Source organism: Halochromatium glycolicum, from assembly GCF_016584085.1.
GTDB lineage: Bacteria > Pseudomonadota > Gammaproteobacteria > Chromatiales > Chromatiaceae > Lamprobacter > Lamprobacter glycolicus.
Genome location: NZ_NRSJ01000004.1, coordinates 122,195 through 137,309 on the forward strand (window position 1 = coordinate 122,195; position 15,115 = coordinate 137,309).

Here is a 15,115-nt window from a genome sequence, read left to right on the forward strand (position 1 = left end):
CGAGACGGCCATGCGCAACAACCCGTTGCCATGGCGGGGCTTAACCGAGCACTGGGGTGCTCGGCCCGACCGCCGGGGCGGCGGGGCGCAGCTCGTCGCCGCTATCGAAGGTCTCGTGCATGAACTCGAGCGCCCGCTCCTTGGTGCGGATGAAGTGGTTCTCGTTCAACAGATGGAACATCCTGCCCCGGCGCAGGGTGTCGTAGACCTGCGCCTTCAGGCTGGTGAAGTAGATCTCGACCCCGTTATCGCGGAAGGTTGCGATCACGTCGCGCAGCCGCTCTTCGCCGGTGACGTCGACATCATTGATGCCGCTGCCATCGACGAGCACGGCGCGGGCCTGCGGGTTCTTGGCGCGCGCCTCGAGCAGCACGTCCTCGAAGCGCGAGGCGTTGACGAAATTGAGCGAGCCGTCGAAGCGCACGATGATGTAGTTCTGCCCGATGGGCTCGACGTCGTTCATGCTGACCCCGGCGAGCCGGCCCTCGGCATCCATGCCCAGGATATCGGTGCGCGGCTTCATCGTGCGCACCAGGAACAGGATGATCGCGAGGCCGGCCCCAAGCAGGATGCCATTGGCGAGCTGTGGGGCCATTGCCAAGGTCGCGAAGAAGGTGATCACGCCGACCACCGCCTCCTGCCGCTCGATCTGCCAGGCCCGCAGCAGCGAGCGCACATTGATCAGCCCGAACACCGCCATCATCACGATCACCGCCAGCACCGCCTGCGGCAGGTGGTAGAGCAATGGGGTCAGGAACAGCAGCACGATCATCACCGCGATCGCGCTGAAGATCGCGAACAGGCCGGTCTTGGCGCCGTTCTTCGCGGCCACCGCCGAGCGCGAGAACGAGCCGCTGACGGTATAGGAGCTGAAGAAGCTGCCAACGATATTGGCCAGTCCCTGACCAACCAGCTCCTTGCTGGTGTCGACCCGCTCGCGCGTCTGCGCGGCGATCGCCTTCGAGATCGAGGTCGCCTCCATGAAACCGATCAGTGCCATCACCAGTGCCGAGGGCAGCAGCGTCCAGAAGAAGTCCATGCGCAGCTCGGGGGCCTTGAAGCTCGGTAGGCCCGCCGGGATGCTGCCAACGACGGCGCCGCCGCCCATCATCTTGACCTGATCACCATCGACGCCGGCGACCCGCCATGTGCGGCCGTCGGCCTCAAGGCCCGCCGGCACGGTGCCGTGGCGATAGAACAGATCCCGGCCGTCATCACCGATCACATGCTCGAAACGGAGGCCGTGCAGGGCCACCTGCCGTTCGTTGTTGGCGAGCTTGCGCTGGGACAGCTCGCGATTGAGCACCCGCAGGTCGGCCTCGAGCAATGCCAGGTCGGCGAAGCTTGAGTCGTTCTTCTCTGCGGCCAGGGTCCGAATGTCCTGATTGATCCGGGCTGTGGTCACTCCGAGCGAATCGATCGCGCGCTGGGTCGAGGCATAGCCTGTGGCAAGCTCGCGGGCCTCGGCGTCCTGAATCGCCGCGAGCGGGACCTCCTGGTTGCGCTCGAAGCCGATGGCCCAACTGACCACCGTCGTCAGTAACACGGCGAGGAGCACGCCCGGAATCTTGGGGATGACCCGCCGCGCGCCGATGATGATCGCGAAGGTCGCGATCGCGAACAGCAGGGTCGGCAGGTGGGTCTCAGGCAGCTGTTCGACGACGGTCCAGAGGTCGAGCACGAAATTGTCGGTGCGCGGAAAGGGGACGTTCAGGATCTTGCTCAGCTGCGAGAGGCCGATGATCAGCGCCGCGGCGTTGGTGAAGCCGACGATGACCGGGCTCGAGAGGAAGTTGACCAGGATGCCCATCCTGAGCAGGCCGAGCAGCAGGCGCAGCACGCCGACCATCAGCGCCAGCATCACCGAGAGGGCGATAAAGTCCTCACTGCCGAGTGCGGCCAACGGCAAGACTGCGGCCGCCGACATCAGCGACAGCATCGCGACCGGTCCGGTATGGAGCTGCGGCAGCGAGCCCCAGAGCGATGCGACGATCACCGGCATGAACGAGGCATAGAGCCCGTAGACGACCGGCAGGCCGGCCAACTGCGCATAGGCCATGCTCTGCGGCACCAGGACCAGCGCGACGGTGATGCCGGCGATCAGGTCGCTGCGCAGGGTTGCGCCCGACATCGGGAACCAGCGGAGGAACGGCAAGAGCGTGGTCAGCGGATTCGAGCGCATGATGGACCCTCGGTGGCACGGAGCTCGGCGCAGAATTCCAACATTTTAGCCAAGTGAATCGGACGGCCGCATCGATGTTTCTACGCTTTCGCATTGACGAAAGTTTATGAACGAGCGAATGAGCAAAAAAAAGCCGCTCGCGCAACAGCGGAGCGGCCCATTCGAAAGGAGGAGTGGATGGTTCCAGTACTTAGCTTACCGATCCGACTCCCGCCAGGCGTTGATAAACCACAATGCGCATCACTGCGAGAGGCCGAGCTCGTTCCAGAGCTTCAGCGTGGGGCCGGACTGGTTCATCGTGTAGAAGTGCAGCCCCGGGGCGCCGTCTTCCAACAACTGCTGGCAGAGCTCGAGCACGACGTCATGGCCGAAGGCCTTGAGTGAGTCCTTGTCGTCGCCGAAGGCCTCGAGCCGCTTCCTGATCCAGCGCGGGATCTCGGCGCCACAGGCGTCGGAGAAGCGGGCGAGCTGGTTGTAGTTCGTGATCGGCATGACGCCTGGGATGATCGGCACATCGATCTGCATGCGCTCGCATTCGTCGACGAAGTACCGATAGGCCTCGGCACTGTAGAAGTACTGGGTGATGGCGGTGTCGGCGCCGGCCTCGACCTTGCGCTTGAAGTTCTCCAGATCGGCCTGTGCGGAGGGCGCCTGCGGATGGAACTCAGGGTAGGCGGCAACCTCGATCGTGAAGCGGTCGCCGTACTCCTCGCGCAGGAAGGCGACGAGCTCGTTGGCGTAGCGGAAGGTGCCGATGCCAGTGCGGCCCATGCCGGAGGGCATGTCACCGCGCAGCGCGACCAGGCGCGTGATCCCTTGCTCGATATAATGGCCGACGATGTCGCGCATCTCGGCCTTCTCGGTGCCGATGCAGGCGAGGTGAGGGGCGGTCTCGATGCCTTGCTCGCGCAGCCAGCCGACGGTGGCGAAGGTGCGCTCGCGGGTCGAGCCACCGGCGCCGTAGGTGCAGGAGAAATAGCGCGGTCCGACGCTGTTGAGCCGTTCGACAGCGAGCTTGAGCTTGTCCATGCCCTCGGCGGTCTTGGGCGGAAAAAGCTCGAAGCTCAACACCCGTTCATTCTGAGATTGATGGGTCATCTCGATCACCGTGGTTGGGCGGGCACGGGGCGCGCCACGCGGCACCGGCAATGGCCGGCGCGGCGGCGCGCCTCCGTGCGCGCGTGGGTGAGAGCCGGGTGGCGCTTAGTAGCGATAGTGATCGGACTTGTACGGCCCCTCGACCGTGACACCGATGTAGGCGGCCTGTTCCGGCGAGAGCGGGGTCAGCTTGGCGCCGACCTTCGCCAGATGCAGCCGCGCCACCTCTTCGTCGAGATGCTTGGGCAGGATATGCACCCCGAGCGGGTACTCCTCCGGCTTGTTGAACATCTCCATCTGGGCGACGACCTGGTTGGTGAACGAGTTCGACATCACGAAGCTCGGGTGACCGGTCGCGCAGCCGAGGTTCACCAGCCGGCCGCGGGCCAGCAGGGTGATGCGATGGCCGTCCGGGAAGATGATCTGATCGACCTGCGGCTTGATCTCGATCCACTCGTACTTGTTCAGCGAGCTCACCTGGATCTCGTTGTCGAAGTGGCCGATGTTGCAGACGATGGCCTGGTTCTTCATCCGCGCCATGTGGTCATGGGTGATGACGTCCTTGTTGCCGGTGGCGGTGACGAAGATGTCGACCTGATCGATGACATCGTCGAGCTGGACCACGCGGTAGCCTTCCATCGCCGCCTGCAGGGCGCAGATCGGGTCGATCTCGGTAACCCAGACGTTGGCGCCGAGGCCCCGCAGCGATTCGGCCGAGCCCTTGCCGACGTCGCCATAGCCGCAGACGACCGCGACCTTGCCGGCGATCATCACGTCGGTGGCGCGCTTGATCGCGTCGACCAGCGACTCGCGGCAGCCGTAGAGGTTGTCGAACTTGGACTTGGTGACCGAGTCGTTGACGTTCATCGCCGGGAACAGCAGGGTGCCCTTCTTGAACATCTCGTAGAGCCGATGCACGCCGGTGGTGGTCTCCTCGGTGACCGCCTTGATGTCCTGGGCGATCTTGTGCCAATGCTCACGGTCCTTCTCGAAGGTGCGCCCGAGCACGCCGAGTACGGCGGTGAATTCCTCGTCGTCGTCGGCGGTCGGCTTCGGCACCGCGCCAGCCTTCTCGAACTCGACGCCCTTATGCACCAGCAGGGTGGCGTCGCCGCCGTCGTCGAGGATCATGTTCGGACCCTTGCCGTCGGGCCAGTTCAGCACCTGCTCGGTGCACCACCAGTACTCTTCCAGGGTCTCGCCCTTCCAGGCGTAGACCGGGATGCCGCGCGCGGCGATCGCGGCGGCGGCATGATCCTGGGTCGAGAAGATGTTGCACGAGGCCCAGCGGATCTCGGCGCCGAGCTCGACCAGGGTCTCGATCAGGACCGCGGTCTGGATGGTCATGTGGAGGCTGCCGGTGATGCGCGCGCCCTTGAGCGGCTTTGATGAGCCGTACTTCTCGCGCAGGGCCATCAGGCCGGGCATCTCGGTCTCGGCGATATCGAGCTCTTTGCGGCCAAAATCGGCCAGGGAGATGTCGGCAACCTTATAGTCGTTGAACTCACTCATGGTATTCAGCTCCTGAGTATCGTGAGTGAGCGCCGTTGATCGGAGGCATCCCCTTCGCGAGCCTGGCAGGACGGGGTTCGCCCTGTTGCAGCGCTCCTCGCGCGGGATGGGGGAGCGTCTTTAGATGCCGGCGGCGTCTTTCAGCTGCGCGGCCTTGTCGGTGCGCTCCCAGGTCAGGCCGGGCAGCTCGCGGCCGAAGTGGCCGTAGGCGGCGGTCTGGCGGTAGATCGGACGCACCAGGTTGAGCATCTTGATCAGCGCGTAGGGGCGCAGGTCGAAGTGGTCGCGCACCAGGCTGGCGATGCGGTCCTCGTCGATCTTGGCGGTGCCGAAGGTCTCGATCGAGATCGAGGTCGGCTCGGCGACGCCGATGGCGTAGGAGATCTGCACCTCGCAGCGATCGGCGAGACCGGCGGCGACGATGTTCTTGGCGACGTAGCGGCCGGCGTAGGCGGCCGAGCGGTCGACCTTGGACGGGTCCTTACCGGAGAAGGCGCCGCCACCGTGACGGGCCATGCCGCCGTAGGTGTCGACGATGATCTTGCGTCCGGTCAGGCCGCAGTCGCCGACCGGGCCGCCGATCACGAAGCTGCCGGTCGGGTTGATGTGGAACTTGGTGTCCTTGTGGATCCACTCGGCCGGCAGCACCGGCTTGATGATGTGCTCCATCACCGCTTCCTGCAGCTGCTTGTGGTCGATGTCCGGATCGTGCTGGGTCGACAGAACAACGGCATCGACCGCGGTGGCGAAGCCGTTCTCGTAGCGCATCGTGACCTGGCTCTTGGCGTCCGGGCGCAGCCACTCGAGCACCTTCTCCTTGCGCATCTCGGACTGGCGCTCGACCAGGCGATGGGCGTAGGTGATCGGCGCCGGCATCAGTACGTCGGTCTCGTTGGTCGCGTAGCCGAACATCAGGCCCTGGTCGCCGGCGCCCTGCTCCTCGGGGCTGCTGCGGTCGACGCCCTGGGCGATGTCGGTCGACTGCTTGCCGACCAGCGACATGACCGCGCAGGTGTTGCCGTCGAAGCCGACATCGGAGCTGTCGTAGCCGATGTCGTTGACCACGCCGCGCACCAGACTGTCGAAATCGACCCAGTGATCGGTCGTGATCTCGCCGGAGACGATGACCGCGCCGGTCTTGACCATGGTCTCGCAGGCGACGCGCGCATGCTCCGGGTTGTTGTCGTGGGCCAGGATGTCGTCGAGGACGGCATCGGAGATCTGGTCGGCGACCTTGTCGGGATGGCCTTCGGAGACCGACTCCGAAGTGAAGATGAAGTCTTTGGACATGGTTATGAGGTCTCTCGTTGAGTCCGCGGCGAGCAGCAGCGAACGCCGCACTCAGCGGGCGCGGACGGTTAATCTGGATGACGAGAACAACCCAGTCTAAACGATTGCTCCGGCCGTTTACAGGGTCGGGCAGGCCATTGGGGGCCCTATCAGGGCTTTGCCTGCACCCATAAAAATTAACCAAAACAAAATCTTAAAGGAAATAATAACGGGCACGAAAAGTTTTGTGAAGCCGGCTGAATGGGGCGGTTTCTCAGCGCTGCTCGACCCCGGGCGCCCCGCTTGGGTTACCATGACGCCGATCTTAAACCCAAGTGCTTAGGAGGGTCTTTACGTCATGGTTTCATTGGAAACGCCGGTCTGCGATTTTGGCCTGAAGGCGCCGGATTTTTCGCTTCCTGGTGTCGATGGGCGGACCTGGAGCCGGGATGATTGCGCCGGCCCGAATGGGCTGCTGGTGATGTTCATTTGCAATCATTGCCCGTACGTCAAGGCCGTCCGTGAGCGCATCGTGCGTGATGCCCGTGAGCTGATGAGACTGGGTGTCGGCAGTGTTGCGATCATGTCGAACGACCCAGCCGACTACCCGGAGGATTCATTCGAGAACATGAAGGCCGTCGCGCTCGAGCACGATTTTCCATTCCCCTATCTGATGGACGAGACGCAGGCTGTCGCCAAGGCATTCGGTGCGATCTGCACGCCGGACTTCTTCGGTTACAACCAGGCGCTCGAATTGCAATATCGCGGCCGGCTCGATGAGAGCCGCAAGGAGACGGCGCCACCCGAGGTGCGACGCGATCTGTTCGAGGCGATGAAGCAGGTCGCGGAAACGGGCCAAGGCCCGCAGCACCAGATCCCAAGCATCGGTTGCTCGATCAAATGGCGGGAGGCATAGACGGCCCGCGCCAGCTCAGGGCTGTGGCGGTTGGCCAGTCTAGCGCGGCTGGGCAAGGTGCTGGGAGGGCTGGCGAAGCGGGCGGCACACGCAGGACTTGCGGAAATCAGTTAAGTAATTCTTAATATTGGGATCTGATAACAGGTCGCCGTCATGATCGCGGGCGCTTTCTTGGCTTCGACTCCGGATTTCGGCGAGAATATCGGGCTTTGTGCTCGCCGCTGATACGCAAAGCCTTGGCAAAGCAGGACCTTGTTTCAATCGTCGGCTCTCGCGCTCGGGGCCTGTCGCCCCTCGACGGCGACCCTCCAGGGCGCCGTCGCGCAGACGCGTCTGCCGCCGTGGCCTCTCCGGCCGAGGCGCGCTGGCAGCCGACCACGAACAGATTCCGTCATCCGACAATTCAACTCAGGAGGGGCAGATGTCCTCACGCAGAGAACTCGCCAACGCGATCCGTGCGCTCAGCATGGACGCGGTCCAGAAGGCCAAGTCCGGGCACCCGGGCGCACCGATGGGCATGGCCGATATCGCCGAGGTGCTGTGGAACGACTACATGCAGCACAATCCGCAGAATCCGGAGTGGCCAGACCGAGACCGCTTCGTCCTCTCCAACGGTCATGGCTCGATGCTGCTCTATTCGCTCCTGCATCTCACTGGCTATGATCTGAGCATCGAGGACATCAAACAGTTCCGTCAGCTGCACTCGAAGACGCCTGGTCACCCCGAGTACGGCTACGCCCCGGGCATCGAGACTACGACCGGTCCGCTCGGGCAGGGTATCAGCAACGGCGTCGGCATGGCGCTGGCCGAGAAGACGCTCGCGGCGCAGTTCAACAAGCCCGGCCACGAGATCGTCGACCACTATACCTATGTCTTCCTCGGCGACGGCTGCCTGATGGAAGGTATCTCGCACGAGGCCTGCTCATTGGCCGGCGCGCTCGGGCTCGGCAAGCTGATCGCGTTCTATGACGATAACAACATCTCGATCGACGGCGAGGTGCGCGGCCACGGTGATGTCCCGGCCTGGTTCCTCGACGACACCCCGAAGCGCTTCGAGTCCTATCACTGGCACGTGATCCCGAAGGTCGACGGCCATGACCCCGAGGCGGTCAAGGCAGCGATCGAAGAGGCCCGTGCCGTCACCGACAAGCCGACGCTGATCTGTTGCCAGACCATCATCGGCTTCGGCTCACCGAACAAGCAGGGCAAGGAGGAGTGCCACGGCGCCCCGCTCGGCGACGACGAGATCGCACTGACCCGCGAGGCGCTGGGCTGGACCCACCCGGCATTCGAGGTGCCCGATGTGATCTACGCGGGCTGGGACGCGAAGGAGCGGGGTGCCGCCGCCGAGTCAGCCTGGGGCGAGCGATTCGCCGCCTACAAGGCCGCGTTCCCGGCCGAGGCCGCCGAATTCGAGCGCCGCATGGCTGGCGGGCTGCCCGAGGACTTCGACGCCAAGGCCTGGGAGTTCATCAAATCGGTCGATGAGAAGGGCGAGAAGGTCGCGACCCGCAAGGCCTCGCAACAGGCCCTGAACGGTTTCGGCCCGATGCTGCCGGAGCTGCTCGGCGGCTCGGCCGACCTCGCCGGCTCGAACCTGACCCTCTGGTCCGGCGCCAAGGGGATCGGTCCGAACGATGCCAGCGGGAACTACATCTACTACGGCGTGCGCGAGTTCGGCATGTCGGCAGTCATGAACGGGCTGACGCTGCACGGCGGCTTCAAGCCCTATGGCGCGACCTTCCTGATGTTTATGGAGTACGCCCGCAACGCGGTGCGCATGGCCTCGCTGATGAAGATCAACCCGATCTTCGTCTACACCCACGATTCGATCGGCCTCGGCGAGGACGGCCCGACCCACCAGCCGGTGGAGCAGGTCTCGATCCTGCGCCTGACCCCGCGCATGTCGACCTGGCGTCCCTGCGACTCGGTCGAGAGCGCGGTGGCCTGGAAGCTCGCGCTCGAGCGCACTAGCGGGCCGACCGCGCTCGTGTTCTCGCGCCAGGGTGCGCCGCACATGAGCCGAACCGATGAGCAGATGCGCGCGATCGAGAAGGGCGCCTATGTGCTGCGTGACTGCGACGGGACCCCGGAGGCGATCATCATCGGCACCGGCACTGAGGTCGAGCTCGCGGTCCAGGCCGCCGAGCAGCTCAGCGCCGAGGGACGCAAGGTGCGCGTCGTCTCGATGCCGTCGATGGACACCTTCGACGCCCAGGACGAGGCCTATAGGGAATCGGTGCTGCCAGACGCGGTCAAGGCCCGGGTCGCGGTCGAGGCCGGCGTCTCGAACCTGTGGCCGAAGTATATCGGCATGCACGGCAAGGTCGTCGGGGTCGATCGTTTCGGCGAGTCGGCGCCCGCGGCGGCCGTCTACAAGGAGTTCGGCATCACCGCCGATGCCGTCACCGAGGCCGTCAAGGGCCTGCTCTAGGCTGCCTTGACGCTGCTTTGACGCTGTTTTGACGCTGTTTTGACGCTGGGCCGCGCGTTGCGAGAGCCGGTTTCCTGATCCGCAACGCGCGCCATCACCCCCTTTCCATCGCTCGTTAACGAGGAGTAACCCATGACCCTGAAAGTTGGCATCAACGGCTTCGGCCGCATCGGCCGCATGACCTTCCGCGCGATCGCCAAGGACTTCCCGGAGATGCAGGTCGTCGGCATCAACGACCTGCTCGACCCTGAGTACCTCGCGTACATGCTCAAGTACGACTCGGTGCACGGCAACTTCGCCGGCGATGTGTCGATTGACGGCAACACCATGATCGTCGATGGCAATAAGATTCGGCTGACCGCCGAGAAGGACCCCTCCAAGCTGGCCTGGGGCGACATCGGCGCCGACCTGGTGCTCGAGTGCACCGGCTTCTTCCTGACCACCGAGAGCTGCCAGGCGCACATCGACGCCGGCGCCAAGAAGGTCGTGCAGAGCGCGCCGTCGAAGGACAGCACGCCGATGTTCGTCTACGGCGTTAACCACAACACCTATGACGGCCAGGCCATCATCTCGGCCGCCAGCTGCACCACCAACTGCCTGGCGCCGGTGACCAAGGTCCTGAACGACAACTGGGGCGTCAAGCGCGGCCTGATGACCACGGTCCATGCTGCGACCGCGACCCAGAAGACCGTTGACGGCCCGTCGATGAAGGACTGGCGCGGCGGCCGCGGCATCCTCGAGAACATCATCCCGTCCTCGACCGGCGCCGCCAAGGCCGTCGGCAAGGTGCTGCCCGAGCTCAACGGCAAGCTGACCGGCATGGCCTTCCGTGTGCCGACCTCGGACGTCTCGGTGGTCGATCTGACCTGCGAGCTCGAGAAGGACACCGACTACCAGGCGATCTGCGCGGCGATGAAGAGCGCCTCGGAGTCCGGTGATCTGGCCGGCGTGCTCGCCTACACCGACGAGAAGGTGGTCTCGACCGACTTCCGCGGTTGCGGTACACCGTCGATCTTCGATGCCGGCGCCGGCATCATGCTCGACAGCACCTTCGTCAAGGTCGTTGCTTGGTACGACAACGAGTACGGCTACACCTGCAACTTCCTGCGTATGGCGCAGCACGTCGCGAAATAGGCCGGTTGGCTGGGGCGCGCCCGCGTGCCCTAGCTGGCGTGCCCCAGCCGCGGTCAGCCTATTCCATGTTCCAATCCGTCACGCGATGGCACGGTTTTGAATCATGAACTGGCAAGAGGTGTGTGAGCACCCGAGCTTGCAAGACTTGCCCTTCAAGATCGAGACGAACGAAAAGGGCGAGATCGTCATGAATGCGGTCAAGGTGATCCATTCGCTCTACCAGGGCGAGATCGAGTACCGATTGCGTTCGCTCCTCAAGGATGGAAAGACCTTGCCCGAATGCGCGATCAAGACTCGCAAAGGGACGCGGGTGGCTGATGTCGCTTGGGCGACCCTCGATCGCGTCAAGGCGATAAGGGATGAGGTTGAATGCTCGATCGCGCCGGAGATCTGCATCGAAGTGCGCTCGGCCAGCAATACCGATGACGAGCTAGAAGAGAAGCGCACCCTCTATTTCGAAAGTGGCGCCTGTGAGGTCTGGTTGTGCCTAGACGGTGCAATGCGCTTTTTCGATGCACGCGGCAGGTTGGAGCACTCTGCATTAGCGCCGGACTTTCCAGCCTTCATCGCGCTCGATACATGAGAGGGTCGAACGAGGCTTCAGGCAAGGCCCACCTTGGTCCTGAGTCCTTTTTTTGATCATCACAATCACCCAATGAGGAACCCCCCATGTCCTTCACCAAGCTCACCGATCTCGATCTCGCCGGCAAACGTGTCCTGATCCGCTCCGATCTGAACGTTCCGGTCAAGGGCGGCAAGGTCACCTCGGATGCCCGGATCAAGGCGTCCATGGCCACCTTCGAGCACTGCCTGAAGGCCGGCGCCAAGGTGATGGTGATGTCGCATCTCGGCCGTCCCGAGGAGGGGGTCTATTCGGAAGAGGACTCGCTGGCCCCGGTCGCCGCCGACCTCGGCGCCAAGATGGGTCGCGAGGTCCGACTGGTGAAGGACTATCTGGAGACCGCCCCTGAGGTGGCCGATGGCGAGCTGGTGCTGCTCGAGAACGTCCGCTTCAACAAGGGCGAGAAGAAGGACAACGAGGACCTGGCCAAGCAATATGCCGCGCTCTGCGACATCTATGTGATGGACGCCTTCGGCACCGCCCACCGCGCCCAGGCCTCGACCCACGGCGCTGGCAAGTTTGCGCCGACCGCCTGTGCCGGGCTGCTGCTCGCCGAGGAGTTGGATGCACTAAAGAAGGCGCTGGCCGAGCCCAAACGGCCGATGGTCGCGATCGTCGGCGGCTCCAAGGTCTCGACCAAGCTGACCGTGCTCGAGGCGCTCTCGACCAAGGTCGACCAACTCGTCGTCGGCGGCGGCATCGCCAACACCTTCATCAAGGCCGCCGGCCACAACGTCGGCAAGTCGCTCTGCGAGGACGACCTGGTCGCGACCGCGAAGGGGCTGATGGACAAGGCCGAGGCCGCCGGCGCGACCATCCCGATCGCGACCGATGTGGTCGTCGGCAAGCAGTTCGACGAGAACGAGCCGGCCGTGCAGAAGAAGGTCGACGAGGTCGCCGATGACGACATGATCTTCGACATCGGCCCCGAGAGCGCCAATGCGCTGGCCGAGATCATCAAGAAGGCCGGCACCGTGGTCTGGAACGGCCCGGTCGGCGTGTTCGAGTTCGACCAGTTCGGCGAGGGCACCAAGACCGTCTCGATGGCGATCGCCGAGACCGATGCCTTCACGCTCGCCGGCGGCGGCGACACCATCGCGGCGATCCAGAAGTACGACATCTACGACCGGGTCTCCTACATCTCGACCGCGGGCGGGGCCTTCCTCGAGTACCTCGAGGGCAAGACCTTGCCCGCCGTCGCGATGCTCGAGGCCCGCGCGCAGGCCTGAGCCACACCCCCTTGGCGAGCGTGCGGGCGCGATCCTGTGCGCATCGCCAGCCCGGGCCATCTTCCCTCAACCTCTACTCTCCAAAGCCGTCATGCCGAGACGTACCAAGATCGTCGCCACCTTCGGGCCCGCCACCGATGGCCCCGGTGTGCTGGAGGCCATGATGGATGCCGGGCTCAATGTGGTCCGGCTCAATATGTCCCACGACTCGCACGAGCGCCAGCGCGAGCGGGTTCGGCAGGTACGCGAGATGGCCAAGGCCAAGGGGCACCCCCTCGGCGTGCTGATCGATCTGCAGGGGCCGAAGATCCGGATCGGCCGCTTCAGCGAGGGCGCGGTGGAGCTTGCCGAAGGGGTGTCCTTTGCGATCGACGCCGATTGCCCGATGGATGCCGGCGACAGCACCCGGGTCGGCACGACGCTGCCCAGCATGGTCGAAGATGTCGCGCCGGGCGACATCCTGCTGCTCGACGATGGCGCGATCGAGCTGCGCGTCGAATCGGTGACGGGGCCTCGCATCGACTGCACCGTGCTGCTCGGCGGGCGCCTGTCGAACAGCAAGGGCATCAACAAGAAGGGCGGCGGCCTCTCGGCGCCGGCGCTGACCGATAAGGACAAGGCCGACATCGCCTTCGCGGCCGAGGTCGAGGCCGATTATGTCGCGGTCTCGTTCGTCTGCAATGGCAACGATGTCCGGCTCGCGCGGGAGCTGCTCGAAGCCGCCGGCGGCACGGGCGGCATCGTCGCCAAGATCGAGCGGGCCGAGGCACTGCGGGCGCTCGAGGACATCATCGACGCCTCGGACGCGGTGATGGTCGCGCGCGGGGACCTCGGCGTCGAGATCGGTGACGCCGAGCTGCCGGCGGTCCAGAAGCGCCTGATCAGCCTGGCGCGCGAGCGCAACTGCGTCGTGATCACCGCGACCCAGATGATGCAGTCGATGATCGAGAACCCGATCCCGACCCGGGCCGAGGTCTTCGATGTCGCCAACGCGGTGCTCGACGGCACCGATGCGGTGATGCTCTCGGCCGAGACCTCGGTCGGCAAGAATCCGCCCAAGGTGGTCGAGTCGATGTCGCGCATCTGTGCCGAGGCCGAGAAGGAGCGGCTGGTGCAGCGCTCCGGGCATCGCATCGACGCCGTCTTCGGCCGCGTCGATGAGGCCATCGCGATGGCGACCATGTACACCGCCAATCACCTGGGCGTGAAGGCGATCGCGGCGCTGACCGAGTCCGGCTCCACGGTCAAGTGGATGTCGCGGATCAGCTCCGGCATCCCGATCTACGCGATGACCCGACAGGTTCCAACCCGTCGAAAAGTAACCCTTTTCCGCGGTGTCTATCCAGTAAGATTCGATGTCGCGAGCACCAATATCCACGAGGTCAACAAGGAGGTCATCGAGGAGCTGCTGCGCCATGGCACGGTCCAGGAAGGCGATCTGGTGCTGATCACCAAGGGCGATCGCAGCGGGGTCGAAGGACAGACCAACATCATGAAAATCATGCGCGTCGGTGAGCATCGGCTACTGACCGGCGATTGATCGAACAGCCCACGAGCTCGGAACGTCCCGTTTAACCCTTCAACGACAGAGGAGAACCGCAATGGCTCTTATTTCGCTTCGCCAATTGCTGGATCACGCCGCTGAGCATCAGTACGGCGTCCCAGCCTTCAACGTCAACAATCTCGAGCAGATGCGCGCCATCATGGAGGCCGCTGACGAGACCGACTCACCGGTGATCTGCCAGGCCTCGGCCGGTGCCCGTAAGTACGCCGGCGCGCCCTTCCTGCGCCATCTGATCCTGGCCGCGATCGAGGAATGGCCGCATATCCCGGTCGTGATGCATCAGGACCACGGCGCCTCGCCAGCGGTCTGCCAACGCTCGATCCAACTCGGCTTCAGCTCGGTGATGATGGACGGCTCGCTCGGCGAGGACATGAAGACGCCGATGGACTACGAGTACAACGCCAACGTGACCCGCCAGGTCGTCGACATGGCCCACGCCTGCGGCGTCTCGGTCGAGGGCGAGCTGGGCTGCCTCGGCTCGCTCGAGTCCGGTATGGCCGGCGAGGAAGACGGCTCGGGCGCCGAGGGCAAGCTATCGCACGATCAGCTGCTGACCGATCCGGAAGAGGCCGCCAAGTTCGTCAAGGATACCCAGGTCGACGCGCTGGCGATCGCGATCGGCACCAGCCACGGCGCCTACAAGTTCACCCGGCCACCGACGGGCGACATCCTCGCGATCCAGCGCATCCGCGAGATCCACGCCCGCATCCCGGATACCCACCTGGTGATGCATGGCTCCTCGTCGGTGCCGCAGGAGTGGCTGAAGATCATCGACGAGTTCGGCGGCGATATGGGCGAGACCTATGGTGTCCCGGTCGAGGAGATCGCCGAGGGCATCAAGAACGGTGTCCGCAAGGTCAACATCGATACCGACCTGCGCATGGCCTCCACCGGCGCCATCCGCAAGCATCTGGCCGAGAACCCGAAGAACTTCGACCCCCGCAAGTACCTGCAGGCCTCGACCAAGGCGATGAAGGAGATCTGCAAGGCCCGCTACGAGGCCTTCGGCACCGCCGGCAATGCGAGCAAGATCAAGGTCCTGTCGCTCGAGGCGATGACCGATCGCTATGCCAAGGGCGAGCTCGACCCGAAGGTCAACTGAGCCCGCGTTGGGCCATCGCCAGTCGCTGTGGTGACCCGCAGCGACAGAGCTGA

General features: G+C 64.4%; 11 protein-coding genes and 1 riboswitch. Of the genes, 7 read left to right on the plus strand and 4 right to left on the minus strand.

What is annotated here, in order from left to right; all coding sequences use genetic code 11:
* Window positions 1-40 precede the first annotated feature (40 nt).
* From CKO40_RS03720 to metK, 4 genes are all read right to left on the minus strand, one after another.
* Window positions 41-2,182, minus strand: a complete 2,142-nt coding sequence (locus CKO40_RS03720) for a SulP family inorganic anion transporter (protein ID WP_200344852.1) — start codon at window positions 2,180-2,182, stop codon at window positions 41-43.
* 240 nt (window positions 2,183-2,422) lie between these two features.
* Window positions 2,423-3,280, minus strand: a complete 858-nt coding sequence (gene metF, locus CKO40_RS03725; RefSeq protein WP_200344853.1) for a methylenetetrahydrofolate reductase [NAD(P)H] — start codon at window positions 3,278-3,280, stop codon at window positions 2,423-2,425.
* A 105-nt stretch (window positions 3,281-3,385) separates the two neighbouring features.
* A complete protein-coding gene (ahcY, locus tag CKO40_RS03730) occupies window positions 3,386-4,792 on the minus strand; it encodes an adenosylhomocysteinase (RefSeq protein WP_200344854.1) in 1,407 nt (468 codons plus the stop codon).
* A gap of 20 nt (window positions 4,793-4,812) precedes the next feature.
* Window positions 4,813-4,897, minus strand: a riboswitch (S-adenosyl-L-homocysteine riboswitch).
* Between the two features lie 15 nt (window positions 4,898-4,912).
* Window positions 4,913-6,082, minus strand: a complete 1,170-nt coding sequence (metK, locus tag CKO40_RS03735) for a methionine adenosyltransferase (protein ID WP_200344855.1) — start codon at window positions 6,080-6,082, stop codon at window positions 4,913-4,915.
* Between the two features lie 337 nt (window positions 6,083-6,419).
* On the opposite strand from metK, the gene CKO40_RS03740 reads away from it, so the two are divergent.
* From CKO40_RS03740 to fba, 7 genes are all read left to right on the plus strand, one after another.
* The gene (locus CKO40_RS03740) at window positions 6,420-6,977 is read left to right on the plus strand and encodes a thioredoxin family protein (protein WP_200344856.1); all 558 of its coding nucleotides are present in this window, start codon (window positions 6,420-6,422) and stop codon (window positions 6,975-6,977) included.
* Window positions 6,978-7,398: 421 nt separating this feature from the next.
* Window positions 7,399-9,411 carry a transketolase gene (tkt, locus tag CKO40_RS03745; RefSeq protein ID WP_200344857.1) on the plus strand — a complete coding sequence of 671 codons (2,013 nt, stop codon included), beginning with the start codon at window positions 7,399-7,401 and terminating at the stop codon, window positions 9,409-9,411.
* A gap of 132 nt (window positions 9,412-9,543) precedes the next feature.
* Window positions 9,544-10,545, plus strand: a complete 1,002-nt coding sequence (gene gap, locus CKO40_RS03750) for a type I glyceraldehyde-3-phosphate dehydrogenase (RefSeq protein WP_200344858.1) — start codon at window positions 9,544-9,546, stop codon at window positions 10,543-10,545.
* A 103-nt stretch (window positions 10,546-10,648) separates the two neighbouring features.
* A complete protein-coding gene (locus CKO40_RS03755) occupies window positions 10,649-11,128 on the plus strand; it encodes a Uma2 family endonuclease (RefSeq protein WP_200344859.1) in 480 nt (159 codons plus the stop codon).
* An 86-nt stretch (window positions 11,129-11,214) separates the two neighbouring features.
* Window positions 11,215-12,396 carry a phosphoglycerate kinase gene (locus CKO40_RS03760; protein WP_200344860.1) on the plus strand — a complete coding sequence of 394 codons (1,182 nt, stop codon included), beginning with the start codon at window positions 11,215-11,217 and terminating at the stop codon, window positions 12,394-12,396.
* Window positions 12,397-12,487: 91 nt separating this feature from the next.
* Window positions 12,488-13,936, plus strand: coding sequence for a pyruvate kinase (gene pyk / locus CKO40_RS03765; RefSeq protein ID WP_200344861.1), 1,449 nt, complete (start codon window positions 12,488-12,490; stop codon window positions 13,934-13,936).
* Between the two features lie 61 nt (window positions 13,937-13,997).
* Complete coding sequence (gene fba, locus CKO40_RS03770; RefSeq protein WP_200344862.1) at window positions 13,998-15,062, plus strand: class II fructose-bisphosphate aldolase; 1,065 nt, start codon at window positions 13,998-14,000, stop codon at window positions 15,060-15,062.
* Window positions 15,063-15,115: the final 53 nt, after the last annotated feature.

Coding starts and splice junctions, on each gene's coding strand:
- CKO40_RS03720 (WP_200344852.1), bottom strand. CDS start 2,182: ATGCGCTCGAATCCGCTGACCACGCTCTTGCCGTTCCTCCGCTGGTTC.
- metF (WP_200344853.1), bottom strand. CDS start 3,280: ATGACCCATCAATCTCAGAATGAACGGGTGTTGAGCTTCGAGCTTTTT.
- ahcY (WP_200344854.1), bottom strand. CDS start 4,792: ATGAGTGAGTTCAACGACTATAAGGTTGCCGACATCTCCCTGGCCGAT.
- metK (WP_200344855.1), bottom strand. CDS start 6,082: ATGTCCAAAGACTTCATCTTCACTTCGGAGTCGGTCTCCGAAGGCCAT.
- CKO40_RS03740 (WP_200344856.1), top strand. CDS start 6,420: ATGGTTTCATTGGAAACGCCGGTCTGCGATTTTGGCCTGAAGGCGCCG.
- tkt (WP_200344857.1), top strand. CDS start 7,399: ATGTCCTCACGCAGAGAACTCGCCAACGCGATCCGTGCGCTCAGCATG.
- gap (WP_200344858.1), top strand. CDS start 9,544: ATGACCCTGAAAGTTGGCATCAACGGCTTCGGCCGCATCGGCCGCATG.
- CKO40_RS03755 (WP_200344859.1), top strand. CDS start 10,649: ATGAACTGGCAAGAGGTGTGTGAGCACCCGAGCTTGCAAGACTTGCCC.
- CKO40_RS03760 (WP_200344860.1), top strand. CDS start 11,215: ATGTCCTTCACCAAGCTCACCGATCTCGATCTCGCCGGCAAACGTGTC.
- pyk (WP_200344861.1), top strand. CDS start 12,488: ATGCCGAGACGTACCAAGATCGTCGCCACCTTCGGGCCCGCCACCGAT.
- fba (WP_200344862.1), top strand. CDS start 13,998: ATGGCTCTTATTTCGCTTCGCCAATTGCTGGATCACGCCGCTGAGCAT.